Genomic DNA, 24609 nt, shown 5'->3' on the forward strand with positions numbered 1-24609 from the left:
TCTAACGTGAGGCAATGACCGCCGTGGTTGATTCTGAAGATCTCGCGGGTCGTCAGGCCGCCGACCGTCTCAGCGTCGAGTGGCCGGATACCTCTTGGGCGCCCACCGAGCCCTCCCCGGCCTGGGCGAGGGGAGCCGTGGGACGCTTCGCCGAATTGGTCCGCGATCAGCCGGCCATCTTCCGGGCCAGCCAGAAGAATGCGGAAAGGAAGGCGAAATCCCTGTCGCCCCGCCCGTTCCAGGGGCTGACGGAAACCCTTCAGAACGCCAACGACCTCGGTGCGACCGTCGTTCGTTTCGCTTATGAGGGCGGGACACAGCCTCGCCTGCACGTCGTGCATGACGGCAAGCCCGTGACGCTCAAGGACATGGGGGCGATGGTCATGCCGTGGTTGTCCTCCAAGGAGGATGACGACGAAGCGTCAGGACGCTTCGGTATCGGGCAGAAAACCCTGCAGGCGCTGGGCGGTCCGATCGCCATGCACTGCGAGCCTTATCATTTCGAGATGCGCTCGGATCACCCGGTCGGCGTGGCGCCGCCCGCGGCCATTCCCGGGGTTTATGACCCGGGCGCGCGCGAAACGATGGTGAGCCTCCCATTGCTCACCCGGTATGACGTCAAATCCGTGGAGGTCGCCGTCGCCGAGATGGGGGTGGAAAGCCTGCTGTTCCTGAACAGCGTTAGGCGACTGGAATTCCACGACCTCGAAAGCGGGAAGCCGACGACGTCATATGCGATCAAAGCAGAGGTGCCGATCTCTGAGCTCATGGTGTTGGGCGATATCAAGGTCGACGTCGAGATCTCGCGCCTTCAGGTTTCGGCTCCGGAAGACCAGACCGGCCGCGCCTTCATCCGCTACTGGGCGCGGCGACCGGTTCCCGCCGGCGAGGAACGGATCGACAAGAACACCGGCGCCGTCACGCCCCTTGGCCTCTGCGTCGAGCAAGGCGGGGCAGGGGAAGGCCACCTGTTCGACCGGGTGCGGATGCCGGTGAAGATGCGCTTCCCCGTGAACCTCAACGCCCAGTTCGATCCCGACGCGGCGCGCACCACCATCATGCCACTGCAGTGGAATGAGAGCCGCTTCAAGGATCTAGGGGCGCTTTTGGGCTCAGCGGCTTTGATCGCCTTCGATCGAGAGCCGTCTCACGCTTGGTCGCATGCGCCGCTCCGACCCGAGGTCGAAGGGCAGGAGGGCTGGGTCGCAGAGCGCCTTGAGGTTGATGTCGCGGATCAGGCGCGAGATCGCCTCATGGGCGAGCTACGCCTTCCGGATCAGGACGGAGATCGGCGGCCGCTGGACGCCTTCGTCTACGAGACTGCGGATCTGGACGGTCTGTTGACGCCGGATGACCAGATCGCGATCAATATCTTTTCAGCTGTCTTGACCGAAGAGCACCGCGATAGCGGGGGGCGGTGGCGCGACGTCCTATCGGAGCTCGGCCAGTCGCGCGAACTGGATTTCGACGATGCGCTGGACATCTTCGAACATCCTGACCGCATCAACGGCCGCGAACCGAACTGGTTTGTCAGGATGGCCGCGCTCGCTGGGCGATCGGGGTCGATACCGGGCTTCCTGTTGCATCGCTCGATCCTTCTGGCGGATGGTTCGGTCGTCCGGGCGCCGGCGCAGGGCGGGGCCAAGGTCCTGGTGCGATCCGGATCCGCCGACTCACTGGCTGTCCGGCTCGGCCTCGCCCTGCCTCTGCATCCCGCCTATCTCGGCGAGGACGATGTGGCGGTCGAGGCCTGCGCAGCGTTCGCCCAGGCCGGCGTGCTGGTCGATTCTGCGGACAGCCCGGACGACGCCCTCGCCTTGCTCGGCCAGGCGTCGCCCTTTCTCGGTGAGAACTTGGCGGCCGCCGTCGATGTCAGCGATGCGGATCTGCTCGCGATCCGCGACGCCTGGGCCCGCAAGCCGCGAGACGATCAGAGAGCCTTGGCCGGCAGGATCGGTCGCAACATCCGCATTCGAGCCATCTATTATGACGGGCGCTCGGTGATCAGCGACTGGACCCGGCCGGTCGAGCTCTACATGCCGTTCTCGATCGACAAGGAGAGTGACGCCTTCGCCAAGATCGCGGACCGGACGCCGGGTCTGAAATGGGCGGATCCAGGCTATTCCCTCGTGCTCAAACAGGCCGGGGGCCGCTCCGAGGTCGGCGCTCGGCGATTCCTGAGCGCACTGGGCGTCGCGACTGCGCCGCGGCTGACGGCGCCGGTGGGGGAGCGGGCGATTTATGCGCGGGACTCGCGCAAGGTCAGTGCGCTCAATGTGCCGAACAGGCCGAGAGCGCAAACCGCCGCTGTTCGGGCGCTGGAGGCGACCCATCTGATGAGCGACCGCTGGTCGCCCGACATCGAGGCCGTCGTCGCCGACATCCGCAGTGCGCCTTCGAAGGTGCGCCGCAAACGGTCCTTGGACCTGCTCGCTCTGCTGGCCCGAAACTGGGAGAGGCGATACGCCGAACATCAGTCGGCGGAAGCGGTCAGTGGCTACAACGGGTCATTGCGCAAACGCGGGGAAGTGCAGTCGACCTGGCTGGCCCAGCTGGCCGAGGCCGAGTGGTTGCCGCACGGCGGAGGAGGCTTCGCGGCCCCCGGCAAGCTGTGCCTGCCGACGCCAGCCAACAGGCTGGCGCATGGCACGACACGAAGCGCCTTCCTCGCGACGGTGGCGACGGAGGTTTCGAACAGCGGACTGCTGACGGCGCTCGGGGTCCGGAAAGGCCCGACGACGGTCGATCTTGTCGATCGTCTGCGCGCCTATCAGGGCGAGGCATTGACCGAAGGCGTCCGCCAGCAGGTCCACGGCATTTATCAGCTTCTCGCGGACAGCCTGCGCGCGTCGAAGAGCGAGGCGGCGATGGGGCGTAGCTTGACCCCGCAACAGCTTCGCAACGCCTTTCGCTCGACGGCGACCGCGCGAGGTCTGGTCCTCGCGCAGGATGGCTGGCACGCGCCCGAGGCCGTGTTCTCCGGCCCGCAGGTTTTTGGATCTTTGCGACCGTTCGCGCCGCATATCGCCGGCTTGGAGGTTCTCTGGAGCCGTCTGGAAGTCCAGGCTCCGGGGCCCAACGAATGCGTTCAGGTTCTACGCGAGCTCGCCGCCGAGCCTCTCACGCCCGCGCGCAAGGGCGTTATGCTCTCGACACTGAGACGGTTGGCGGAGACATTTGACCAAGCGACGCCGCAACTGCGGGCACGGCTGAACACGCTGCCCCTCTGGTCGGGCTCGGAATGGTCAAAGGAGAGGCCCGCCTTCGCCTTCGAAGGCGAAGGATTGGCGGACGCGGACGTCGCCACCGCCATTGTCTGGCGTCCCGGTCTCTCCTCGTTCCAGGGCCTCGAGGCGATACTCCCGGCCCTTGGGGTGACGCTGCTACGTCTCGAAAACTTCACTCCTGTTCAGATGACCACGCTCGGATTGGCCTCCGGTCGGGAGCATCGCAGGCGGTTTGGCCATGCCGTTTCACTGCTCGATCAAGCCCTGATCCGGTCCGACGTGGCGCTTCATGAGTCGCTCTCCGTGGCGTGGCCGGCGTTGCAGAGCGCCGAGTTCCTACTGGAGCCCGAACTGGAGATCGAAGCCGCGCTCGATGGTAAGGCGCCGATCCGATTCGCCGCCGGCGCCCACCTCTCCCTGGACGCCCGGCACTTTGTCGCCCGCAGCCTCAATGAGGCCGGCGACGCCCAGGCCGGCGGTCAGGCCATCGCCTCCCTGTTCGACGGTGACCGTCAGAAGGTCGCCTGGGCATGGAGTTCGGTCTGGGCGCGGGCGACCGCCGACCAGGCGGAGGCGCAGATCGTGCTTCCTCAACTGAAGGTGGAACAGGCCGGCGGCCTTGAGCGCCTTGAACAGCTCAAGGCTTCGGCGGAAGGCCGAGCCAAGGGTAAGGCGGGCGCGGCGTCACCTCCGAAGCCGAAAGCACCGCCGGCGCGGCAGCCGAAGATCGAGGTCCGACAGCTGCGAGACCTGTCCACGCTCCAGCCGACTCAAGGCACCATCGTCAATCAGGGTGTGGCCAGTCAGGGCGTCGTCTTCCCGAAGCCCAAGATGACCGACCTCTCGCGGACGTTCACGCGGCCCAATCTTGGCACCGCCTCCCGTCCGCCTGGCAAGCGGTCGGTCCTGCCGCCAGCCAACGACCGCGAAGCCATGGCGCTCGACGCCATTCGACGAGCCCTCCAGCTTGATCCCGAACAATTCCGCGACGTTCGGGAACGCCGGGGACTGGGCGTGGACGCCATCGACGAAATGCGCCACCTGTACGAGTTGAAGATGACCTCGGGACCGAAATTCCTTGATGAGGTTAATCTTGAAGCCTCGCAGGTTAAGGCGGCGATTGAGGAGCCGGATGACTTCTTCCTGGCCCTGGTGGCCGGTCTTGAGGACGGGGAAGGCGAACTGCGCGTGCGGTTCATTTTCAGACCGCTAGAGAAGCTGCAGACCCGGATTCCCGCCGTCGTCACCTTGACGGGCGTCGATACTGTCGAGGCGCTGGAATATGTGTTCGTGAAGGCGGATCCAGGGCAGGACGGCTGATTAGTCCTTCGACGCTGAGTGAACGGATGATCCGGCGGGTCATGCCAGACGATGCTAAGTTCGAACACCTGCTGACACAGGCAATCGCGGACTGTTTGACTACCTATCCCGCGCTTCAGCTTGACGCACCTTGTTCGCGTCCACGCAGGCCGTAGCTGCTGCTTAGCCTCGTCACACAAGGCGGCGAAGGCGAAGGTCAAGGTGTTGGAGCGCGCGGCCTGCCTCGGTTAAAGCCAGCGTCCGGTTCTTGGCCCTCGCCGAATGTCCGCTGCTGGCGCATCTGCGACATCAGCAAATGACCGTGCCTGACTCGGAGGCGACGTCCGGAAAGTCTGCTCTGCAGAAACAGCTCGACAGGATTTCGAGGCGCTACGAATGATTCGATTAGCCGATAGTTAGCCCTTCTGCTTGCAGAGGTAGTCTCGCAGCGTGGTCCCACGGGACAGATGATATGCGCCTTAGCCACTGCCATCCATGTGACGAGCCCATCGTGTGGATCTTCAGGCCCTGGCGCCTGATCCTAGCGCGTGGCCGACAACTGCGACGGACCTACTTTAGACCCTCTTGGGCTTTGCATGGCGGGCCGCGCCGGGCCTCACCGCGCCCGTCCGGGGATCGACTCTCTGGAAGAGTTCGTCGAACCACTCGAACCCATCAGGGTTGGCGGCTTGCGCGAGAGGAAGGCCATGGAGGTAGGGCTTCCCCTGGTGGAAGGCTCCGACCGTTCGGCCTCCACCCTTTGGGTAGAGCGAGGCCATTTGGGGAGCCCCTCCGGACAGAGGGTCAGAACCGCTGGAGATGGCCTCGCAGAACGCGCTGTAGATCGACCGGCTCGTCCCGCCAATGTAGGATTCCTTCCAGCGGAGGGCCTCCGCCTTCAACGACTTGGAGCCCGAGCCAGCGATCGTGATGACGCCCGGAGCGGCCTCGTCGATCTCGACCGCCTCGTCCGTCCAGGTCTTCCCATCCTTGTTGAAGGAGGTCCGCCACAACAACGGCCTCGCCTCGGCGCGCTCGCCGTCGCGGCTCGCATGAACCACGGTGAAGTTCTCGTCCGGGGCGTCGTGGCGCAGCTGAAAGGAGCTCTTCAGTCCCTCCACGACGATCTCGTGCCGTTCCGCTACCGTGGCTTCCGCGCTGAACAACGCCCCTTTATCGGCGGCGCTCGTCAGCTGGCTCAGGACGAGAGCGGGGAACACCACGTCCCCGCAGTAAGCCCAGATGTCCGGCGTGGTTGTCGATGCGAAGACCTTCCGGCCTGCATCCCAGCGTCTGGAGGATGACCCCCACGAGATGCGGCTGTCCGTGGCCACATGCAGCGCAGCGAACCGGTCCTGGTCGCGTGACCACCAGGCGATCAGGGTCGTCATCGTTTCCTCCAGTGGCCTGTGGCCGCTCTTTTGCTAGAAAGACCTGCCGCTGCGGCAGCCCACTTCCTGGTCAGTGAGCATGCTGGAGAGCGCCTATGAGTTGACCGGTGGATATGTCGGTCGAGCCTCGTACCTGGTGCAGGAGGCAAGCGCCCAAGCGGTGCTTTCAGGCACCGAACAAATCACGGAGACCATCCTTAAATCTAGCGAGCTAAGCAATAGCCTCGCCGCACTAAGGAATGCAGGGGCCCGAGCGGGAAGACGAACCCGACGGGCCGCGATCTGATGACGCTTTCATATCCTGACGAAGCGCTTGGGTCGGTTGTCCTCCGATGGTCAGTAAGAAGGCGGCTGGATCCATTGTTGGCTGACCAAGCGATACGGGGCGGCGGGACCTACCTTTCACCTGATATCCTAAAGGCCATGCAAAAGGCTGGAGCATCCTCGGTCGAGTTGGACAGGCTGGCATCCCTTTGGATTAGCAAATGGCCTAAGGTTTCCGTCGGCGATCTGCACATCCCGCCGGATGGCGGATCAGGCATCGGTAAGGGGTGTGAGGCATGTCTCGCCGATGATGCGTCAGCGGGCCGTGATCACTACCTGCGCAACGAGTGGTGCCTTTCTTGGCGCGTTACCTGCGAACGACACCGCACCGCGCTCGTAGAGTTCTCGGCGGCGGAGTTGATGCCCGTCATGATCGCGGGCTGCCGAGATCACAGGATCCGGTTTATTCGCGACGTCGATCAGGTCGCAGATCCTTTTCGGCGTGCCGGCCAACGAAGGGGAGGGGGCAGGGGTTCGATTTCAGTGCTGGGGGCCTGCCTGGAAAACGATATCTGCTCGACGCTACGAGGCGCGTCATTTCCTGACTACTGGTGTGTCAGTCCAAGCTGGCCCGCCGCACGTGGCGTCTTGATCGATCTCTCCGATTTACTCCTTAAGCAGGCGAGGGGAAGCCGCGAGCGTCTCATCCATACGTTCGCGGATGGCGACTGGATTCCGGCAGTACAAGCTTTGAGCTTTGCAGAGGGAGCTTACCCCTCAATCGGCGCCTTCTGGCAGCGTCGGCTTCTCGAAACCTGCGCCCGAATCCTCATTGATCCGTCGCGGTTTGAACACCTATCTGATGGTCACCAAATGAGTGTGCACGCTGAACTGGCTTACGGTCGGATTGGCCAGCAGCGAGCGCGTAGTGCGCTCGGCCGGCTTGCGACATCTGACCTTCTCAGTCTGCTGTTCGCCTACGTTCAAGAACGCCATTTGGCAGAGATGGAGCAGCGGATCAGAGGATGGCCAGCCCCCTTGATCAACCGCGTTGCTGCAGCTGCGTCGGTCGCGCTTTATATACAATAGTATATAATCTGCCGCTCTGGACGACAGGGCCCGGGTTTGCGAATCTGCCTGGACCAACTGCATAAGGGAGCGAAAGTGGAGACCTCAAGCGACGCCCACTCCGTGGAGGAAAGCGGCCATCGTTCGATGAGTCTTCGTCTGCCCAGGCCGATGCACGAAGCCATGAAGGCGTTAGCGGCTCGCCGTGGTTCGAAAGCTGCGGACTTCTACGTCGAGACCGTGGAGACCTTTATCCGGGACCACATGGCCGGATATCGGCATCTTTTCGCAATCGAGAACGACGCTGTGCACATCAGCGTCAATGTGCCGGTTCGGTTTGCTCATACTGTTCGGGATGCGGCGCTTGGTCGACGGGTGACGCCGAACGAGCTAGTTTTCACTGCTGTCAGCCATGTGCTGGAAAGCGTGAATGCGGAAGCCGCTTAGCGCCTGAGTCCAACGAACTTGGAACCGGAGTCCAACGAACCCGGAACCAAACTGCCGCTCAGGCCCAGAGTCTCAAGAACCTGGAACACCGACAACATGCAACAAGTTCGAACTTGGTCAGCCTTCGCATAATATATCTTAGGCGATAAACTGGGCGGCCGCGAGCGCGGCGGTTGTTGCGCTTGGAGCGTGCACAGCCACTGACGGCCCAAGGACTGATGAGTCTGGGCGGTCTCCGGTATTGCCGCCGACTTCGGCCCTGATCATGGAGGCGAATCCTCCTCCGCCCTTCACCTACTGGGCCGCCCCAGGCTCGACCATACGCAACCATGGCCGACAGCCGGGAATCTGGATTGCGCAGGCCGGCGGAAAGCCCGACCGATATTATTTCGGCGATGGGTGCTTGGCCTCGCGACAGCAGCAGTTTGTCGGTCGACCGGTCTCGGAGATGCCGGTGCCGCCGAGCGGCGCGGAGTGGCGAACCCATTGCGCAAGCTGCGCCGTCAACCAAGACCTAAGATGGAACCGAATGAACATCACCTTCAATGACGACAGCCGAACGATAGAGGCGATCGCCTGCGGATAGCGCGTATTTTTTCGCCTCATCGATAGCTTGGCCAACTGTTTACGCGGCAATCGTCCGAGAAAGGAATTGTGATGCCGGATGATGCTGTAGCCAATTGGCTATACTAACAGAAACTTTGGTAACGCTCACCCAGCGTGAAGCGAAGAACTTGGGCCGGGACATATTGAATGGCCGCTGACTTCTATTTCAGACATCAGCGTACTCAGACTGAATGCTGCAACGGCCCAAAGGCATTTATGCCCAGTCTGCGCGTAGCAGCCGAAGCGCGATGCGGTCCATGCTCTGTTGTGACATGTCCGTGTTGTTGAGCAGGACAACGGTCCGACGCTGGTCTAGCACGTGCGCCAAGACCGAACGGTAGCCGTCCGTTCGTCCTGTCTCCCACGCAGCCAAGCGCGTTCCGCCTGGCGTCGCGAGACGGGCGACCCGACCGCCGATGGCGTAATGCTGATCAGGCGTTGTGATCTTCAGCATTTCCGCGCGGGATTGCGGCGTCAACAGGGGGGTGTCGAAAACACCGGACGCGGCGCGGAGAAGATCGTTGGCGGTGCTGGAGTAGCCGCCCGCAGCGGCTAGGAACGCCGGTCGCGGAGACATCTTGAGCACGGGCGGCGAGATCGAACTATAGGCCTTTGCCGTATCGGGACGCCCGTCGAAATCGAACTTCGCCACATCGGTGTCCGGAAGCCGCAGGGGCGTCACGACCAAGTCATCGACAACGCGCTCGAACGGTTTCCCAGTCGCGGCTTCCACCATCGCGACGACGAGGATCCAGTTCGTGATCGCATAGTCGAAACGGGCGCCGGGTTCGAAGATCAGTTCGCCGGAGCAGAACAAGCTGGCCGCCTCTGCGGCGGTCATGGTCGATCGCTTGAGGGTGGGATCCGCCTCGACGGCGGGTCCATAGAGGTTAGGAACGCCACTGGTGTTGCTCAGCAACTGGCGGAGTGTGACCCGCCCTCCCGCGTCCTTCCGGAAGCCTGGCAAGGTGTCTGCGACTGACGCGCCCAGACTCATCACCCCCTGCTCCACCAGTTGCAGGATCGCTGCGACGGTGAGCCATTTGGATATTGAGGCGATGACGTATCGATCTCGGGCTGACGCGGCTCTCCCAGTCTCGGCGTCGGCGACGCGCTTGTAGTTTGGAAACTGGACCGACTTGGCAGAACGGTTCGCCAGCTCGTCGAGTTCGTTGCGGACCTTCATAACCGAGACGTGCAGTTCGTCAGCCTGACCGACGGGATCGACACCGCAACATCGGCTGGCCGCTTCTTCTTTCACGTTATGGCCGCGCTTGCTGAAATGGAGCGAGACCTAGTGCGGGAGCGAACCAAAGCGGGCCTACTAGCCGCCAAAGCGCGAGGTCGTTTAGGTGGACGGCCAGCAAAGCTGACGACGCAGCAACTGAGGCACGCAGCTCGGTTGCTAAAGGATCCCGAAACAACCGGTACGGAAGTGGCTCAGACCTTGGGTGTCGCCCGATCGACCCTCTACCGATCCTTGGAACGACTAGAGAAGCGGAAACGAACAACGGACTGGAAGCCGTGCGAAGGTCCGCTACGCGCCAGAAGCGGACATTCACACCGATCCCGGAAGTGGACCTTCGCGCAGCTTGTTGAAGCGACGCTTTCTCCTCAAGGGCCGTTCACGCACTGCGTGTTGACGCGCCTCAACCGCGGGAGGAAAACGAGAACTGTTGCCTGCCGCTATCGGCCAGCAACACTTCTTGGGGCGTCGGCGTCTGGGACATATCCAAGTGGACGAGATAAAAACGCGGTCCGATCAGGGTCTCGACCGGACCTCGAAATCGAGGGTCCAGCGGCCCTCCCCTGCCCGGCGAAAATCGGCGACGCGCGCGACGATCTGGCGATCCAGGCCATCGAGCAGCGCGGTCCCCCCGCCGACCGTGGCGACCGTGGCGTTCGTCTGCCAGAACGGGCCGCTCTCGCCCTTCAGGGTGAAGCGCAGATGGACGGTGTCTTTGGCTTTGGGCATGGCGCGCTCGGACAGGATGTCGTTCCGGACAAAAAACAGCCCCGTCGCACGAGGCGACGAGGCCGGAAGTCGATTGGGAGGAAACGCCCAAGAAGGGCAGTTCCAAGATGGCGATGGCCTGCCGGCGGTTCAAGGGCGATCCCCTGACCGTCGCCGTGATCCGTCGTCGTCCCAGCTCCTAGCCGCCCGACAGTGCGGCCGCCACGACCGGCGCCAGACCGTCGGCGATGATGCGCACCCCCTGGGCGTTGGGGTGGATGCCGTCCGGCTGGTTGTAGCGGCGATCCAGGGCCACGCCTTCCAGCAAAAAGGGATAGGCCGGCACGTCGTCCTGGCGCGCCAAATCCGCGAAGATGCGGTCGAACTCGGCGGCGTAGGCGCCGTACTGCGGCGGCGCTCTCATTCCCGCCAGCAGGACGGGAATATCGCGCGCCTTCAGAGATGCGATGATGGCCTCCAGATTGGCCCGGACCGTTTTTGGATCCACGCCCTGCAGCATGTCGTTGCCCCCCAGGGCGACGATGCACAGATCGGTGTCGTCCTGGACGCTGTAGCCGACCCGGGCCAGCCCGCCGCCGGTCGTGTCGCCCGACACCCCGGCCCCGCGAACCCTCACCCTGAGCCCCTTTGCACGCAGCGCCTCTTCGAGTTGCACCGGCAGAGCCTCGGCCGCAGGTAATCCGAAGCCGGCCGTGATGGAATCGCCCAAGAGGGTCACGATCTTCTCCGGCGCGCCCGAAGGGACCGTCGTGGGCGGAGCCGAAGCCGAGGGCGTGTCCGGCGAATCTGGCGCGTCGTCCTTCGAGGGACTGCATCCGGCGAGCACGAGCCCCAGCCCTCCGGTCAGGAGCGTGCGACGAGGAATAGGCGGCATGGGCGAGGAGGGCGTTGGAGTCATGATCTGCGCACCCATATAGGGACCGACCTTCCTCCTCCCAATGCAGCAAGCGACAGATCGATGGCTTCAGCCGCTCCGCTCGTCCTTGACGGCGTCGTCCTCACCCTGCCCTCTGCCGCCGGTTCCGTGGAAATCCTTCGCGGCGTGGACCTGGTCGTGGCGCCTGGGGAGACGGTCGCCATCGTCGGCCCTTCCGGGTCGGGCAAATCCTCGCTGATCTCCATCGCCGCCGGGCTGGAGACGCCGACCCGGGGCCGGGCGATGCTGTTCGATCAGGACCTGGCCGCTCTGGGCGAAGACGGCCGCGCCCGCCTGCGTCGGGGGCGCGCCGCCCTGGTGTTCCAAAGCTTTCACCTCCTTCCCAATATGACGGCCGAAGAGAATGTGTCCGCGCCGCTGGAACTGGCCCACCGGCCTGATGCGGTCGCACAGGCGCGCGCCTGGCTGGAGCGGGTCGGCCTCGGCGCCCGGCGATCGCACTATCCCCACCAGATGTCGGGCGGCGAGCAGCAGCGCGTGGCCCTGGCCCGCGCCCTAGCCGTCGGGCCGGAACTCCTGTTCGCCGACGAACCGACCGGCAATCTGGACGGAACCAACGGCGCCCTGGTCGCCGACCTGCTGTTCGACCTCGTGCGCGACAGCGGAGCGGCCCTGGTCCTGGTGACCCATGACGACCGTCTCGCTGCTCGGGCGGACCGGATCGTAACCATGCGCGACGGTCAGGTCGTCGCCCCGTCGCCGATCTCCGCATGAGGCTCGCCTTCCGCTTCGCCCGCCGCGAGCTCCGCTCCGGGATCGCGGGGTTCCGCATCTTCCTGGCCTGTCTGGCCCTGGGCGTGGCGGCGATCGCGGCCTCGGGCTCGACCGCCGAGGCCTTCCGCCAGGGGCTGGCCAGTCAGGCGCGGGAGATCCTCGGCGGAGACGTCGTCTTCAGCCTCGATCAGGGCCGGTTCAGCCCTGACCAGCGCGCCGCCTTCGCCGCCCTGGGTCCGGTCGCCTATTCGGTGCGAGCCAACGCCATGGCCGAGACCGGCGCGGGCCGGCGTCGCCTGGTCGATATGCGCGGGGTCGACACCGCCTATCCCCTGGTCGGCGCGGTCGAACTGTCGGGCGCGCCCGATCTGGCCACGGCCTTGCGCGTCGACAACGGTGTGGCAGGCGCCGTCGTCGAACAGGGCCTGCTGGATCGGCTCGACCTCAAGCTCGGCGACACCTTCACGGTGGGCGGAACGCCGTTCGTCGCGCGCGCCGTCCTCCTGGCCGAACCCGACCGGCTGGGCCGGGGCTTTGCACTTGGCCCCCGCGTGGTGACGACGGTCCCCGCCGTGGAACGGGCCGGCCTTCTCGCGCCTGGCGGCCTGTTCGGCGAGGCGGTGCGTATCGCCCTTCCCGCCGACGTCGATCCCAAGGCCGCCATCGCGGCAATAGAAAAACGGTTTCCGCAGAGCCGGCTCGAAGCCCGGGATCGGTCCGAGGCCGCCGCCGGGGCCGGACGACTGATCGACCAGCTTGAATACTTTCTCGGCTTCATCGGCCTGGCGTCGCTCGTGGCCGGCGGGCTCGGCGTCGGAGGCGCCGTCTCGGCCTATCTGGAGGGCCGCAAGCCGTCGATCGCGACGCTGAAGGCGCTCGGCGCGGAGGGCGGGCTGATCCGCGACATCTATCTGATCCAGATCGGCGTGCTGGCCGTCGTCGGTGTCGCCATCGGTCTCGTGATCGGCGCCGTCGTGCCGCTCGTCATCGGTGTGCTGGCGAAGGACAGCCTGCCCATCCCCGCCCTCTTCGCCGTCTATCCCGCGCCACTCGTCAAGGCCGGGGCGTTCGGCCTTCTGGCGGCCGCCGCCTTCGCCCTGGCGCCGCTGGCGCGTGCGCGGGCAACCCCACCGTCGGCATTGTTCCGTCGCCAGCTCACCGACCGACCCGTCCTCGGCGTCGAACTGGTCTTCGCCATTCTGGCGGCGATCGGACTGGCGTGTCTGGCCCTATGGACCGCACCGTCGAGGCTTGCAGCGGCCGCCTTGATCGGCGGCACCGTCGTCGCCTTCGCCCTGCTGTGGCTGCTCGGTCGCGTAGCGGCGGCCCTGGCCGGACGGCTGAGGCGACATGCCGGCGGCGCGGTCCGCCTGGGACTGGCCAATCTCGCTGGCCCGCGTTCGGCGGCGCGCACCGCTTCGCCCGCCATCGGCCTGGGCGTCGCGCTTCTGGCCATGGTCGTCCTCATCCAGTCCAGCCTGCTCGGCCAGATCACCGAGGTCGCCCCGCGATCGGCCCCGTCCGTGGTCTTCACCGAAATCCCGGCTGATCGCGGCGCGGCGTTCGATGCCGCGGTGGCCAAGGTGATGGCGAACCCCGGACCGGATCGCTACCGACGCCTTCCGCTCCTCACGGGGCGGATCGTGCGGTTGAAGGGTGCGCCCGTCGACCCAGAGGCCCTGCCTCAGGGCGAACGCTGGGCCTTCGACCAGGACATTCTCCTGACCGCCCTGGCCGGAGCGCCGGACGATGCGAACCTCGTCTCCGGCCGGTGGTGGGCCGCCGACTACGCCGGTCCGCCGCAAATCGCCCTCTCGCAAGATCTGGCCAAGGCGGCCGATCTCAAGGTCGGCGACAGCCTGACCCTGCAACTGCTCGGCCGAGAGATGGACGTCCGCATCGCCGCCCTGCGCCGGACCGAACCGGGCGGGTTCGGGACCAACTTCCTGCTCGTCCTCAACGCCGCCGCCGTCGAAGGCGCCAATCCCCGCAGCGTCGCCATCGCCCGCGCCTCACCCACCGAGGAAAGGGCCCTGACCCAGGCGCTTGGCGCGGACTTCCGCGAAGTGAACATCATCAGCGTCCGCGAACAGCTTGAGGCCGCCGCCACCCTGTTCGACCGCCTGGCCCTCGCCATCCGCGGGGCAGCGGCCGTCGCCGGTCTCGCCGGACTGCTCGTTCTGGTCGGCGCCATTGCGGCAGGCGTGCGCGAACGGGCGCGCGAGGCGGCCGTCCTCAAGGTGCTGGGCGGCTCTCACGCCCAGATCCTGACCGCCTACCTCGTGGAATACAGCCTGGTCGGCGCCATCGCCGGCCTGGCTGGGCTGCTCCTCGGCGCCGCCGGCGCCTGGCCGGTCGTGACCCTCGCCTTCAAGGCCACGTGGAGCATGGACTGGACCGGCGTCGTCCTCCTGCTCACCGGCGCCACGGGGATCGCGGCCCTGGGCGGCGGTCTGGCGGCCTTGCACGCCTTGTCGCGACGCCCGGCGCCGGTTCTCCGATCGGACTGACTACGGCGAAGCCCATTAATCCGCACGCCCGCCAAGGACAAGGGGCACCGCAAGGGCGGCGAGACTGATGATCAGCAGCGTCGTCGTGATCGATCAGGGTCCATGGCCTGCGCTGAATTGTGAACGGCCCCTAAGCGCCAGATGCGGACATTGTCGCTTCGCCTAAAAGTGGAAGTTCCGTGAAGTATGGTGTTGGCGGAAAGTTGCCATTGCGGTCAAAGACGTTTGCCTCCCTCTTTCGATCAAAGCGGATATGACTTGGCTCCGCTTGTGATTCATCACCATTTCTGCCCACGAATTCTGGGCGATGTCCTCATATATGCGACGGTTCCCATTTGTGAGGTGCCGCCCAGCATCTCTGCCGGGCGGCTTTTACAGCTTGGCCGATCAGGACTGGATGAAGGCCAGCAGGTCCGGGTTGATGACGCCGCCGTGCGTCGTCAGCATGCCGTGCGGGAAGCCTGGATATATCTTGAGCGTGCCGTTTGGCAGCAGGGCGGCGGCTTTGACGGACGCATCCTTGTAGGGAACGATCTGATCGTCATCGCCCTGAAGAACCAGGGTCGGCACGGTCATGACCTTCAGCTCTTCGGTGAAGTCGGTCTCCGAGAAGGCCTTGATGCCATCGTAGTGGGCCTTGGCGCCGCCGGTCATGCCTTGGCGCCACCAGTTGTCGACCACCGCCGGCATCTGCGTCGCGCCCGGACGATTGAAGCCGTAGAAGGGGCCGGAGGCGACGGCCTTGTAGAACTCGGCGCGGTTGGCGGCCAGGCTGGCGCGGAAGCCATCGAACACCTCGATCGGCGTGCCTTCCGGGTTGGCGGCGGTCTTCAGCATCAGCGGGGGGACGGCGCTGACCAGCACGGCCTTGGCGACCTTGCCTGCGCCGTGTTTGACGACATAGCGAACGACCTCGCCGCCACCGGTCGAGTGACCGATGTGGACCGCGTTGGTCAGCCCAAGATGTTCGTAAACCGCAGCGGCGTCAGCGGCGTAGTGATCCATGTCGTGGCCGTCTGAGACCTGGGTCGAGCGACCATGGCCGCGCCGGTCGTGCGCCACGACGCGGAAGCCCTTCAAGACGAAATACATCATCTGGGCGTCCCAATCGTCCGAGCTGAGCGGCCAGCCGTGGTGGAAGACGATGGGCTGGGCGTCCTTGGGGCCCCAGTCCTTGTAAAAGATTTCAACGCCGTCCGAGGTGGTGACGTAGGCCATGGTGTCGTCTCCGGTTGAGAATGCCGAGGCGGTCGAGGCCGCCGAGGCGAGGGAAGGAAGGAGGGAGGAAAGTCCGAGCGCGGCGCCGCCGGCCAGAAGGCCACGACGAGACGCCTGGGGGAAGTCGGATACGAATGCCGTCATTTGCACAGGTCCCAGTGGGTCGCGCGGTGCGGCCGCGCCCGTAATCGACGCCGGCAGATTGACCCTGGGGTCCGGCGCGGTCTTGGACCGAACGGCTACACTTGGCGCCGCTGCATCGGCGAGCGGATCAGGCGGCCATGCGGCTTTCGCGGCGCCATTGGAACGGCGTGGTGTTCAGGTGGCGGCGGAACAGGCGGGTCAGGTGGGCCTGGTCGGCCAGGCCGCAGGCGTCGGCGATCTGGCACAGGCTCTCGTTCGTTTCGAGCATCAGGGCCTTGGCCTTATCCAAGCGACGACGCATGACGTAGGCGTGCGGCGTCTCGCCGGTCGTGACCTTGAAGGCGCGGCAGAAATGGCTGGGGCTGAGGCGAACGCGCGTGGCCAGGTCCTCGACATAAATCCGCTCGTCCAGGCTGGCGTCGACGAAGGCCGCCACCTGCTTCATCTGCCAGGGCGCCAGGCCGCCGCGCGTCGGTTCGACGGCGCGGACCGGTTCACGCGACCGATCATAGGCCTCACCCGACCACACCGGCAGGGCGCGCAGCAGGGCCTGAAGCTGACCCACGCCGTGGCGCGCGGCGGCGGCGTTGCGATCCAGCGCGCCTTCGACTTCAGCCAGGATGCGGAACGCGGTCGGTCCCAGGTTTTCCACCGTCGGCGCGCCGATGCGGGCTTGCGGGAAGATAACGAGTGCGTCGGTCATGGCGGCCTCCAGGGATTTGTCCTGCACCCAAACTGATCGACCCCGCCCCGGTCCGCCATCGCACGAACGGTTGCTGGAATACCGACTTGGTCTTGCCCCCCTATCCTTTGGTATGGGTTTGGGCCGCGCGGGTTTCATCCAAGCTTGCAAACGCCGCTTCAGCGATGATGTCGTCATCGCCAGCTTGAAGGATCGCCATGTCATCCGCCGACCCCATGATCACGGACGACCCCTACGCCCGCACGGCGCAGGTCTATCCCCGGCTGAGCGAAGAGATGATGGCGCGCGTACGCAACTACGGCGAGGAGGAAGCCGTCGCCCCGGGCCAGGTGCTGTTCCGGCGCGGCGATCGACGGGCGGACTTCTTCGTCGTGGTGACTGGCGAGATCGCCATCGTCCGCCAGAGCGACACCGGCGGCGACGAAATCCTGATCACCCACCAACCGCATCAGTTCACTGGCGAACTGGATCAGGTGTCGGAACGCGCGCTGCTGGTCGAGGGGCGCTCGACGGCAGACGGCCGGGTGATCCGCGTGCATCACAGCGACCTTTCGCGGTTGATGTCGTCCGAACCGGACATCGGCGAGCTGATCATGCGCGCCTTCATCCTGCGTCGGATGGGCTTCCTCTATCACGGCCAGGCGGGCGTGGTTCTGATCGGAGAGCCCAATGACGGAGACACCCAGCGACTGGAGCGGTTCATCATCCGCAACTCCTACCCGCTGCGCACCGTCGATCCCAAGACCGACCCGGCCGCCGCCAATCTGATGGAGATATTCTCCGTCGGCGAGGGCGAGTTGCCCGTGGTGATCTCGCCCGACCGTGCGGTGCTGTCGAACCCCAGCCTGCCGGATTTGGCCGACCACCTGGGCCTGACCGAGCGGTTCGACCCGGCCGAAGTCTGGGACGTGGTGGTGGTCGGCGCCGGGCCTGCAGGTCTGGCGGCGGCGACCTATGCCGCGTCGGAGGGGCTTTCGACCGCGATGATCGAGACCTTGGCCCCTGGCGGTCAGGCGGGCACCAGCTCAAAGATCGAGAACTATCTGGGCTTTCCCACCGGCATCTCAGGCCAGGCCCTGGCAGGGCGCGCCCTGGTTCAGGCGCAGAAGTTCGGGACCCGCATGTCCATCTCCCGCGCCGCCGTCGCGCTGGATTGCGCCGCACATCCCTTCACGATCCGGCTGGAGGACGATCAGGTCGTCCAGGCCCGCGCCGTGGTGGTCGCAACCGGCGCCCATTATCGCAAGCTGGATGTCGCGGGCTATGCTCGGTTCGAGGGGCACGGCATCCATTACGCCGCCACCGCCATGGAGGCAAAACTGTGCAGCGGCCTGGACGTGGTCGTGGTCGGCGGCGGCAATTCGGCCGGTCAGGCGGCCATGTATCTGTCCCAACACGTCGGCCATGTGCATCTGCTGGTGCGTGGGGCGGGACTGGCGGCGACCATGTCCGACTATCTGGTCCAGCGTATCCATCGCTCGCCCCGCATCACCCTGTATGCTCACAGCGAGGTGACGAAGCTGGAGGGCGACCACCTGCTGTCCGGCGTGACCTGGACGGATCGGCAGAGCGGCGCGCAGACGCAGGTGCCGGCCCACGCCCTGTTCGTCATGATCGGCGCGCGGCCCAATACGGACTGGGTCAAGGACTGCCTGCCCCTGGACGACAGCGGGTTCGTGATCACGGGCATGCCGTCCGAGACCGCGCCCGGCGCCTCGCCCTACGAGACCAGCCGGCCCGGCATCTACGCCGTGGGGGACGTGCGGTCCGGCTCGGTCAAGCGCGTGGCGGCAGGCGTGGGCGAAGGCTCGGTCGTGGTTCAGGCCATCCATGCCTATCTGGCGAGCGTCGATCAGGACTGACACAAACCATAACGGCCGCCTCGCGAAAGAGGCGGCCGTCTGATACGTCGTTCAGAAGAAGCGCGGGATCGGCCCTGGATGCGGCGTCGGCGCACCGACATCCACCTCCTGCTCGTCGATGTAGCACCAGCCCCATCCCTCGGGCGGATCATAGCCCTCGATGATCGGGTGCCGGGTCGCCTTGAAATGCGCGCGGGCGTGGCGGTTCGGCGAGTCGTCGCAGCATCCGACGTGCCCGCACTCGCGGCACAGCCGAAGATGCACCCACCAGCTGCCGGTCTTGAGGCATTCCTCGCATCCCGCCGCGCTGGGCGTCACGTGCGCGATGGTGTTCAGGTGGGAGCAGGTCATGGCGGCCTCGGTCACAGGTTGAGCGCGCGGTCGAGGCAGCGCGACAGATCATCGGCGGAACACGGCTTTTCCAGGTAGCAGCCCGCCCCGTCCGCCAGCGCGCGCTTGCGGGTCATGGCATCGGGAAAGGCGGTCATGAAGATCACCGGCAGGGCGGGACGATTGGCGCGTATCACCCGCTGCAGAGCCAGACCGCTCATGCCGGGCATCTGCATGTCGGAGATCACGCAATCGACCGCCTCGTTCGACCCCGCCAGAAAGGCCTCGGCGGAGTCGAACGCGCGCGCTTGAAGCCCCATGGACCGCAGCAGCCCCATCAGGCTGGAACGAACCAGACTGTCATCATCGACGACTGCGACAAGAGGGGGCGACTGCATTACACGATACTCGGCGACCGTCAGGGCGGCCAGTTGGGACGATCAGACGTTTCCGCGTCGGCTGATCTCGAACAGGAACCAAACGCGGCGTTCCGTCTCGTCGATCCAATTTTCCAGCAGGCTGGTGGTGGCCACGTCCCCCAGGTCGCTGGTGGTCGTGTGGGCGGCGCGCATGCGCTGGGCCAGGTCGGCGTTGTCGTCGCGCAACTCGGCCAGCATATCCTCGGGGCTGACATAGTCGGCGTCGTTGTCCAGCACGCGCTGCAGCGTCCTGATCTGGCCAATGGAGCGCAGGGTCGTTCCGCCGACCTTGCGCACGCGTTCGGCGATGGGGTCGGTCATGGCGATGATCTGGTCGCCCTGATCGTCCAGCATCAGGTGATAATCGCGAAAGTGCGGGCCGGACATGTGCCAGTGGAAGTTCTTGGTCTTCAGATAAAGGGCGAAGACATCGGCCAGCAGGGCGTTCAGCGCGCCGCTGATATCCTGGGTCGCTTCGGTTGTCAGACCTGTCGGGGTCCGAAGCTGCGCCAGGCGGCGGGTTTTGAGGGCTTGTTCGTCCATGACACGGTCCTTCTTGAGTGATTTGCGTTGTCGTCACCCTAGGCTGGCCGGTCGAACGACTCTTGCTTGGCCCCTTCGTGATTTGGACGGATGCGTGGGCATCTGCCCATCATCCCATCCCCTTGTTGCCCCAAGACGACACCCTGTCCTAAGCGTGCAAGCGGCAGGATAGGGAGGGGCGCATCGTGAGGTCACAACGGACGGATCAGCCATTGATCGGGCGGCTGCGCCGCCTGCGGCTGTGGATCAGCCCGCCCCTGATCGTGGCCATCTTCCTGCTCGACACCTTCACGCCTCTGATCAGCGCCGTCGCCGTCTTCTACGTGGTGCCTCTGCTGATGCTGGGCGAGTTCCTGTCGGTTCGAAAGATCCAGTTGCTGTTCGTCGCCATGATCGGGCTGGCGACCTTCAGCCTCGTCTATGACCACGGCCCCAACCCCGAGTTCGCCACCCTTCTGCGCTTCTGCGTCAGCATCGCCGCCATCAGCATCACCGGTCTTCTGGTCGTCAGGACGCTGCGGGATCGCGACAAGCTGTTGGGCCAGGCGATCGCTCTGCGCGCCAGTGAGGCGCGCTATCGCAACATCTTCAACACCCTGGCTGTCGGCATATGGGAGCACGATCTCGCCCCCCTTCGGACTGCCCTGCGACGGCTGCGGGAGACGGGCGTGGAGGATTTGCGCAGCTATCTGGTGCAGCATCCCGAGTTCGTGCGGGACGCACAACAGATCGTGCCGATCACCGACGCCAACGACACAGCTTTGAAACTGCTCGGCGTCGAACGAAAGGAAGACTTCTTCCAGACGCTGGCGGAAATTCTGCCCGCAACAGGCGGAAGCTTCATCGAGTTCCTCATCGCCTTCGACGAGGGACGCAGCTACTATCAAGCCGAGACCGAGGTGCTGGACCGGCAGGGCCAAACCATCCCGATCATCGTCGCCATCACCTTCCCGCCGCCCGGCGGCGAGACGGATCGCGTTCAGGCCGTCATCCTGAATATCGTCGAACGACGCCGCCTTCAGCTCGCCTTCGACCTCGCCAAACAGGACGCCGACCAGGCCCTGCGCGCCGCCGCCATGGGCGAGCTGTCGGCCTCCATCGCGCATGAGGTGAACCAGCCGTTGGCCGCCATCATGACCTCGTCCGAGGCCGCGCTGCGCTGGATGGACCATTCACCCCCCAATCTGGACGAGACGCGTGAGGCCTTGGCCGACGTTCTGCACGCAACACGTCATGCCACCGGCGTGGTCAAACGCGTGCGCAAACTGGTCAGCCGCAATAGGCCGGAGACCGAGCAGGTCGCCATCGACATTCTGACCACCGAGGCGCTGCGTCTGGTCCATCACGATCTCGGCCGCATGGGCGTTACGGTCAGCGCGAAACTGGCCGCAGCCGACGCCCTTATCCAGGCGGATCGCGTCCTGCTGCAACAGGTGTTGGTCAATCTGGTGATGAACGCGGCCCAGGCCATGACCGCCGCCGAGACGCCTGCCCCGACCATCGTCGTGCAAACCCGCCTGCACGACGGCCAGGCCCTCATCGACATCATCGACAATGGCCCAGGGTTCGATGCCGACAGCGCCCAGCGCGCGTTCGACGCCTTCTATACGACCAAGGCCGAAGGGATGGGCTTGGGGCTGGCGATCTGTCGCTCGACCGTGGAGGCGCACGACGGGACTATCGCGATCATTTCCGAACCCGGCGCCGGCGCCAGACTGTCGATCTCCCTGCCCGTCCTGACGGACTGACGGTCAGGCGCGCGCCTGAGGCGTCAGGTCCTGAGACAGCCGCACCAGATCGGCCACCGTGTGGACCTGCATCTTGCGCATCAGGCTTGAGCGATGCAGCTTGACGGTGACCTCGCTCAAACCCAGCTCGGCCGCCGCCTGCTTGTTCATCAGCCCCCCGACGACCAGGTCCATCACCTGCCTTTCGCGCGGGGTCAGTTGCGCATAACGCGCCTCGACGCCAGCGACGTCTCCCGCGCGCTCGCGCGTTCGACGGTCGCGCTCAAGCGCTTCGTTGACGGCATCGATCAGGTCCTGATCCCGGAACGGCTTGGTCAGAAAGTCCACCGCCCCGGCCTTCATGGCCCCCACGGACATCGGCACGTCGCCATGACCGGTGATGACGATAACCGGCGTCGTGACGCCCTGCGCCGCCAGCGCTTTCTGAAAGTCCAGTCCGCTGACGCCCGGCATTCGGACGTCGGTGATTATGCAGCTGACACGGCTAGGCGCCTGCGTCGCGAGAAAGGCCGTAGCGGACTCATAGAGCGTGGTCGCCAGGCCGATGGATCGGAACAGCGAATCCAGGGCGCGTCGCACCATTGGATCGTCGTCGATCACGATCACGACCGGCGCGTCCAGTTCAGTTCCGGCCAATCGCCCCTCCCGGATGATCCACGTCCCACCTGCCTACGGAAGCTGAGCCGTCAGATCAATCCAGTGCAAGCTCGACCAAGGGCTAGGACAGGCCGACGATTCGATTCCTAGCCATCAGGCTACGAACCTGAAGCACGACAGCCATCGCCGCCGCAACGGCCCCCAGCACGACCACGCCGGCCCAGCCGAACCGCGACCAGGCGACCGTGGCGATCGCCGAACCCGCCGCGCCGCCCAGGAACATGGAGCCCATGAACAGGGTGTTGATCCGGCTGCGCGCCTCAGGCCGCAGGGCGTAGACGACGTGCTGGTTCGACACGAGGGCGCTTTGCACGGCGAAATCGAGCAGGATGACCCCGACGACCAGACCGGCGATCGAGGTCCAGGCGCCGAAGAGTATCCAGGACGCCAGGGTCAAAAGCGCCCCCAGGGCGATCACCTCATGCGGCCCGCGTCGGTCCGCGACGCGCCCCGCGATCGGTGCGGCGATGATGCCGACCGCCCCGACCACGCCGAACAGGCCCGCCACATCGGAGCCCAGGCCAAAGCGCGGCTCCTGCAACCGCAGCGCCAGTATGGTCCAGAAGGCGGCGAAGGCGCCGAAGAGCAGCGCCTGGGTCAGGGCGGCAAGCCGCAGGCCCGGGAACTCGCGCCACAGGTCGATCAGTGTGCGAAGCAAGGCGGGATAGGACAGTCGGCTATCGGGCCGGCTTGTGGGCAGGACCGCGAACATCAATCCGCCGGCGATCAGGGCCAGCGGCGCGCCCAGCCAGAACATCTCGCGCCAGCCGAAATGCGCGCCGACGAAGCCCGCCAATGTCCGGCTGAGAAGAATGCCGCACAGGACGCCAGACATGACCGTGCCGACCGTCGCACCCCGCTTTTCCGGCGATGAAAGATGGGCCGCAAATGGCACGATCTGCTGCGCAACGGTCGCGGTCACCCCGACCACCAGCGAGGCGACGATGACCAGAGCCGCACCGGGCGCCGCCGCCGTCGCCGCCAGCGCAAGGGCCAGCACCACGAACTGTCCCACGATCAGCCGTTTGCGCTCGATCAGGTCGCCCAGCGGCAGGAGAAGGAACAGACCCAGCGCATAGCCCAACTGAGTGACCGTCGGCACGAACCGCGTCGCCTCGCCGGGCAGATCGCGTTCCATCAGGCCCAGCATCGGCTGGTTGTAATAGATGTTGGCGACGGCCAGCCCGGCGGCTACGGCCATGGCGAAGATCAAGCCCCCGCCCACGCCCGGCGCGCCGGCCACGTTTGCGAGTGCTGGCTGGTTTTGCTGTGTCATAACATGTTCCAGTTCAAAGGCTGGGACGCATCGTGCCCAGCCTGCCAGCCGCGTTCTTGTTCATTTCCGCTACTATGGCTCGAACTTCAGGCTCGACTGCTCATTTTGGACGCGGATTGGAGCACGTGGCCCGGCGGCAAGAAAGCAGACAGATTCCGTTGCCTTAATTTTCGTCGAACGCCGCTTAGGCGCAATCGCCTGCCCTCGCCTCGGTTAGGTAGCAACGCGCCATGAGCCGACATCATCTCACAGTCGGAAAGGCGTCATTCAGTCTTTTGCCCTCCCCGTCTCAACTTACGTCCAGGGTGACGCCGCCGACCATTCCGCATGGATATGGTCTATGAACATTCTCACCTTGGGCGAGAGATGGCGCCGCGTCGGATACACGGCGACTACGGGCCCTTCTTCGCGCCGGTAGTCGGTCAGGACCGGCGTCAGACGCCCCTCACGGATGTCATCGCCGACCAGAAAGGCGCCCAGTTGAACCAAGCCTAATCCGGCCAAGGCGGCGTCCCTCACGGCTTCACTGTTGTTTAGGCGGAGGGCCCCATTTACGCAGACCTCGCGATCTTCGCCGTTCACATTGAATCGCCAGGTCGAGACGGTCCCGCAAACTGTGAAAACCACTTTTTCGTGCGCCTGAAGTTGGTCGACGGCGCTGGGCATTCCTCGGGATTCCAAATATGCCGGAGCCGCGCAGGTGATGAAATGGTGCGGCGCAAGGACGCGCCGGATCAGTCCGCTGTCCGTCGGCCCGCCGACCCGAATAGCCAGATCGACGCCATCCGCAGCCAGATCGCGATAGTCGTCCGACAGGGTCACGTCGGCCTCTAACTCGGGCCATTTGGCCAAAAAGCGGTAGAGAGACGGCAGGATATGAATCCGCCCCAGAGCGATCGGCACATCCAGCCGCAACCGGCCTCTGGGCGATTGATAGCGTTGGGCCAACGCTGCCTCGGCGTCCTCCACCTCGCAAAGGATCCTGATGGCGTGCTCGTAGAAGAGCCGCCCCTCCTCTGTCAGAGCGACGCTGCGCGTTGTTCGGTGAACCAAACGGGTGGCGAGGCGCTCCTCCAGCCGAGCGACGCATTTGCCGACTGCCGACCGCGAAAGCCCCAACCGCTCGGCGGCCAAGGTGAAACTCCGTGCGTCCGCAACCCGCACAAAGGCCGTCACGTCGCCTAGCTGATCCAGCATTTCGGCCTCATTGGGTCCATTTCGTCCCTAGAGCTTTTACGTTGGTGCTGTTTATCGCGCTAGAGAGGACAGTC

General features: G+C 65.2%; 19 protein-coding genes and 1 pseudogene. 8 read left to right on the top strand and 12 right to left on the bottom strand.

Annotated features, from left to right (window positions below):
• The first annotated feature begins 14 nt into the window (after nt 1–14).
• Nucleotides 15–4547 carry a sacsin N-terminal ATP-binding-like domain-containing protein gene (locus tag CHRYSEO8AT_RS14995; RefSeq protein ID WP_159851345.1) on the top strand — a complete coding sequence of 1511 codons (4533 nt, stop codon included), beginning with the start codon at nt 15–17 and terminating at the stop codon, nt 4545–4547.
• A 554-nt stretch (nt 4548–5101) separates the two neighbouring features.
• Here the strand turns inward: CHRYSEO8AT_RS14995 and CHRYSEO8AT_RS15000 are convergent.
• On the bottom strand, nt 5102–5917 hold the full coding sequence (locus tag CHRYSEO8AT_RS15000) for a hypothetical protein (RefSeq protein ID WP_159851347.1): 816 nt from the start codon (nt 5915–5917) through the stop codon (nt 5102–5104).
• A 363-nt stretch (nt 5918–6280) separates the two neighbouring features.
• On the opposite strand from CHRYSEO8AT_RS15000, the gene CHRYSEO8AT_RS15005 reads away from it, so the two are divergent.
• The gene (locus CHRYSEO8AT_RS15005) at nt 6281–7270 is read left to right on the top strand and encodes a hypothetical protein (RefSeq protein WP_159851349.1); all 990 of its coding nucleotides are present in this window, start codon (nt 6281–6283) and stop codon (nt 7268–7270) included.
• Nucleotides 7271–7345: 75 nt separating this feature from the next.
• Entirely contained in the window at nt 7346–7696 is a 351-nt protein-coding gene (locus tag CHRYSEO8AT_RS15010) for a hypothetical protein (RefSeq protein WP_159851351.1), read from the top strand.
• A gap of 820 nt (nt 7697–8516) precedes the next feature.
• On the opposite strand, the gene CHRYSEO8AT_RS16185 is transcribed toward CHRYSEO8AT_RS15010, so the two are convergent.
• On the bottom strand, nt 8517–9488 hold the full coding sequence (locus CHRYSEO8AT_RS16185) for a serine hydrolase (RefSeq protein WP_236547621.1): 972 nt from the start codon (nt 9486–9488) through the stop codon (nt 8517–8519).
• Here CHRYSEO8AT_RS16185 and CHRYSEO8AT_RS15015 point away from each other — a divergent pair.
• Nucleotides 9408–9779 (top strand): annotated as a pseudogene (locus CHRYSEO8AT_RS15015) (recombinase family protein); the annotation flags it as partial. The gene CHRYSEO8AT_RS16185 and the pseudogene CHRYSEO8AT_RS15015 overlap by 81 nt on opposite strands.
• Nucleotides 9780–10064: 285 nt before the next feature.
• Here the strand turns inward: CHRYSEO8AT_RS15015 and CHRYSEO8AT_RS15020 are convergent.
• Both CHRYSEO8AT_RS15020 and CHRYSEO8AT_RS15025 read right to left on the bottom strand, forming a co-directional pair.
• Nucleotides 10065–10277 carry a hypothetical protein gene (locus CHRYSEO8AT_RS15020; RefSeq protein WP_159851355.1) on the bottom strand — a complete coding sequence of 71 codons (213 nt, stop codon included), beginning with the start codon at nt 10275–10277 and terminating at the stop codon, nt 10065–10067.
• A gap of 178 nt (nt 10278–10455) precedes the next feature.
• Nucleotides 10456–10995: an arylesterase gene (locus CHRYSEO8AT_RS15025; RefSeq protein ID WP_236547566.1), complete on the bottom strand. Its 540-nt coding sequence runs from the start codon at nt 10993–10995 to the stop codon at nt 10456–10458.
• A gap of 240 nt (nt 10996–11235) precedes the next feature.
• On the opposite strand from CHRYSEO8AT_RS15025, the gene CHRYSEO8AT_RS15030 reads away from it, so the two are divergent.
• Together CHRYSEO8AT_RS15030 and CHRYSEO8AT_RS15035 are read left to right on the top strand one after the other, a co-directional pair.
• Nucleotides 11236–11928, top strand: coding sequence for an ABC transporter ATP-binding protein (locus CHRYSEO8AT_RS15030; protein WP_159851357.1), 693 nt, complete (start codon nt 11236–11238; stop codon nt 11926–11928).
• Nucleotides 11925–14438, top strand: coding sequence for an ABC transporter permease (locus CHRYSEO8AT_RS15035; RefSeq protein WP_159851359.1), 2514 nt, complete (start codon nt 11925–11927; stop codon nt 14436–14438). The genes CHRYSEO8AT_RS15030 and CHRYSEO8AT_RS15035 overlap by 4 nt, the downstream gene beginning before the upstream one ends.
• Before the next feature lie 387 nt (nt 14439–14825).
• On the opposite strand, the gene CHRYSEO8AT_RS15040 is transcribed toward CHRYSEO8AT_RS15035, so the two are convergent.
• Nucleotides 14826–15656: an alpha/beta fold hydrolase gene (locus tag CHRYSEO8AT_RS15040; RefSeq protein ID WP_236547567.1), complete on the bottom strand. Its 831-nt coding sequence runs from the start codon at nt 15654–15656 to the stop codon at nt 14826–14828.
• 271 nt (nt 15657–15927) lie between these two features.
• Nucleotides 15928–16503 (bottom strand): AraC family transcriptional regulator, encoded by a 576-nt coding sequence (locus tag CHRYSEO8AT_RS15045; protein WP_159851363.1) that lies wholly within the window; start codon nt 16501–16503, stop codon nt 15928–15930.
• A 197-nt stretch (nt 16504–16700) separates the two neighbouring features.
• Here CHRYSEO8AT_RS15045 and CHRYSEO8AT_RS15050 point away from each other — a divergent pair, with 197 nt between their 5' ends.
• Nucleotides 16701–18365: a cyclic nucleotide-binding domain-containing thioredoxin-disulfide reductase gene (locus CHRYSEO8AT_RS15050; RefSeq protein WP_159851365.1), complete on the top strand. Its 1665-nt coding sequence runs from the start codon at nt 16701–16703 to the stop codon at nt 18363–18365.
• A gap of 51 nt (nt 18366–18416) precedes the next feature.
• Here CHRYSEO8AT_RS15050 and CHRYSEO8AT_RS15055 read toward each other — a convergent pair whose 3' ends face one another.
• From CHRYSEO8AT_RS15055 to CHRYSEO8AT_RS15065, 3 genes are read right to left on the bottom strand one after another with little or no spacing between them, the layout of a single operon-like run.
• The gene (locus CHRYSEO8AT_RS15055) at nt 18417–18716 is read right to left on the bottom strand and encodes a UBP-type zinc finger domain-containing protein (RefSeq protein ID WP_159851367.1); all 300 of its coding nucleotides are present in this window, start codon (nt 18714–18716) and stop codon (nt 18417–18419) included.
• Between the two features lie 11 nt (nt 18717–18727).
• A complete protein-coding gene (locus CHRYSEO8AT_RS15060; RefSeq protein ID WP_159851369.1) occupies nt 18728–19093 on the bottom strand; it encodes a response regulator transcription factor in 366 nt (121 codons plus the stop codon).
• A 42-nt stretch (nt 19094–19135) separates the two neighbouring features.
• A complete protein-coding gene (locus tag CHRYSEO8AT_RS15065; RefSeq protein ID WP_159851371.1) occupies nt 19136–19657 on the bottom strand; it encodes a Dps family protein in 522 nt (173 codons plus the stop codon).
• 185 nt (nt 19658–19842) lie between these two features.
• On the opposite strand from CHRYSEO8AT_RS15065, the gene CHRYSEO8AT_RS15070 reads away from it, so the two are divergent.
• Nucleotides 19843–21405 (top strand): sensor histidine kinase, encoded by a 1563-nt coding sequence (locus tag CHRYSEO8AT_RS15070; RefSeq protein ID WP_159851373.1) that lies wholly within the window; start codon nt 19843–19845, stop codon nt 21403–21405.
• A gap of 3 nt (nt 21406–21408) precedes the next feature.
• Here CHRYSEO8AT_RS15070 and CHRYSEO8AT_RS15075 read toward each other — a convergent pair whose 3' ends face one another.
• The 3 genes from CHRYSEO8AT_RS15075 to CHRYSEO8AT_RS15085 all read right to left on the bottom strand — a co-directional run bounded on the left by CHRYSEO8AT_RS15075 (nt 21409) and on the right by CHRYSEO8AT_RS15085 (nt 24535).
• Nucleotides 21409–22041: a response regulator transcription factor gene (locus tag CHRYSEO8AT_RS15075; RefSeq protein WP_236547568.1), complete on the bottom strand. Its 633-nt coding sequence runs from the start codon at nt 22039–22041 to the stop codon at nt 21409–21411.
• An 82-nt stretch (nt 22042–22123) separates the two neighbouring features.
• Entirely contained in the window at nt 22124–23338 is a 1215-nt protein-coding gene (locus CHRYSEO8AT_RS15080) for an MFS transporter (protein ID WP_159851375.1), read from the bottom strand.
• A gap of 294 nt (nt 23339–23632) precedes the next feature.
• Complete coding sequence (locus tag CHRYSEO8AT_RS15085; protein ID WP_159851377.1) at nt 23633–24535, bottom strand: LysR family transcriptional regulator; 903 nt, start codon at nt 24533–24535, stop codon at nt 23633–23635.
• Between the last annotated feature and the right edge of the window lie 74 nt (nt 24536–24609).

Origin of the sequence: Brevundimonas sp. G8 (assembly GCF_902506205.1) — a bacterium.
Classification (GTDB): Bacteria; Pseudomonadota; Alphaproteobacteria; order Caulobacterales; family Caulobacteraceae; genus Brevundimonas.

Bases quoted from the DNA above. Each gene is read 5' to 3' on its own strand.
- CHRYSEO8AT_RS14995 (WP_159851345.1), top strand. From the start codon at position 15: ATGACCGCCGTGGTTGATTCTGAAGATCTCGCGGGTCGTCAGGCCGCC.
- CHRYSEO8AT_RS15000 (WP_159851347.1), bottom strand. From the start codon at position 5,917: ATGACGACCCTGATCGCCTGGTGGTCACGCGACCAGGACCGGTTCGCT.
- CHRYSEO8AT_RS16185 (WP_236547621.1), bottom strand. From the start codon at position 9,488: ATGAAGGTCCGCAACGAACTCGACGAGCTGGCGAACCGTTCTGCCAAG.
- CHRYSEO8AT_RS15020 (WP_159851355.1), bottom strand. From the start codon at position 10,277: ATGCCCAAAGCCAAAGACACCGTCCATCTGCGCTTCACCCTGAAGGGC.
- CHRYSEO8AT_RS15030 (WP_159851357.1), top strand. From the start codon at position 11,236: ATGGCTTCAGCCGCTCCGCTCGTCCTTGACGGCGTCGTCCTCACCCTG.
- CHRYSEO8AT_RS15035 (WP_159851359.1), top strand. From the start codon at position 11,925: ATGAGGCTCGCCTTCCGCTTCGCCCGCCGCGAGCTCCGCTCCGGGATC.
- CHRYSEO8AT_RS15040 (WP_236547567.1), bottom strand. From the start codon at position 15,656: ATGGCCTACGTCACCACCTCGGACGGCGTTGAAATCTTTTACAAGGAC.
- CHRYSEO8AT_RS15045 (WP_159851363.1), bottom strand. From the start codon at position 16,503: ATGACCGACGCACTCGTTATCTTCCCGCAAGCCCGCATCGGCGCGCCG.
- CHRYSEO8AT_RS15050 (WP_159851365.1), top strand. From the start codon at position 16,701: ATGTCATCCGCCGACCCCATGATCACGGACGACCCCTACGCCCGCACG.
- CHRYSEO8AT_RS15055 (WP_159851367.1), bottom strand. From the start codon at position 18,716: ATGACCTGCTCCCACCTGAACACCATCGCGCACGTGACGCCCAGCGCG.
- CHRYSEO8AT_RS15060 (WP_159851369.1), bottom strand. From the start codon at position 19,093: ATGCAGTCGCCCCCTCTTGTCGCAGTCGTCGATGATGACAGTCTGGTT.
- CHRYSEO8AT_RS15065 (WP_159851371.1), bottom strand. From the start codon at position 19,657: ATGGACGAACAAGCCCTCAAAACCCGCCGCCTGGCGCAGCTTCGGACC.
- CHRYSEO8AT_RS15080 (WP_159851375.1), bottom strand. From the start codon at position 23,338: ATGACACAGCAAAACCAGCCAGCACTCGCAAACGTGGCCGGCGCGCCG.
- CHRYSEO8AT_RS15085 (WP_159851377.1), bottom strand. From the start codon at position 24,535: ATGCTGGATCAGCTAGGCGACGTGACGGCCTTTGTGCGGGTTGCGGAC.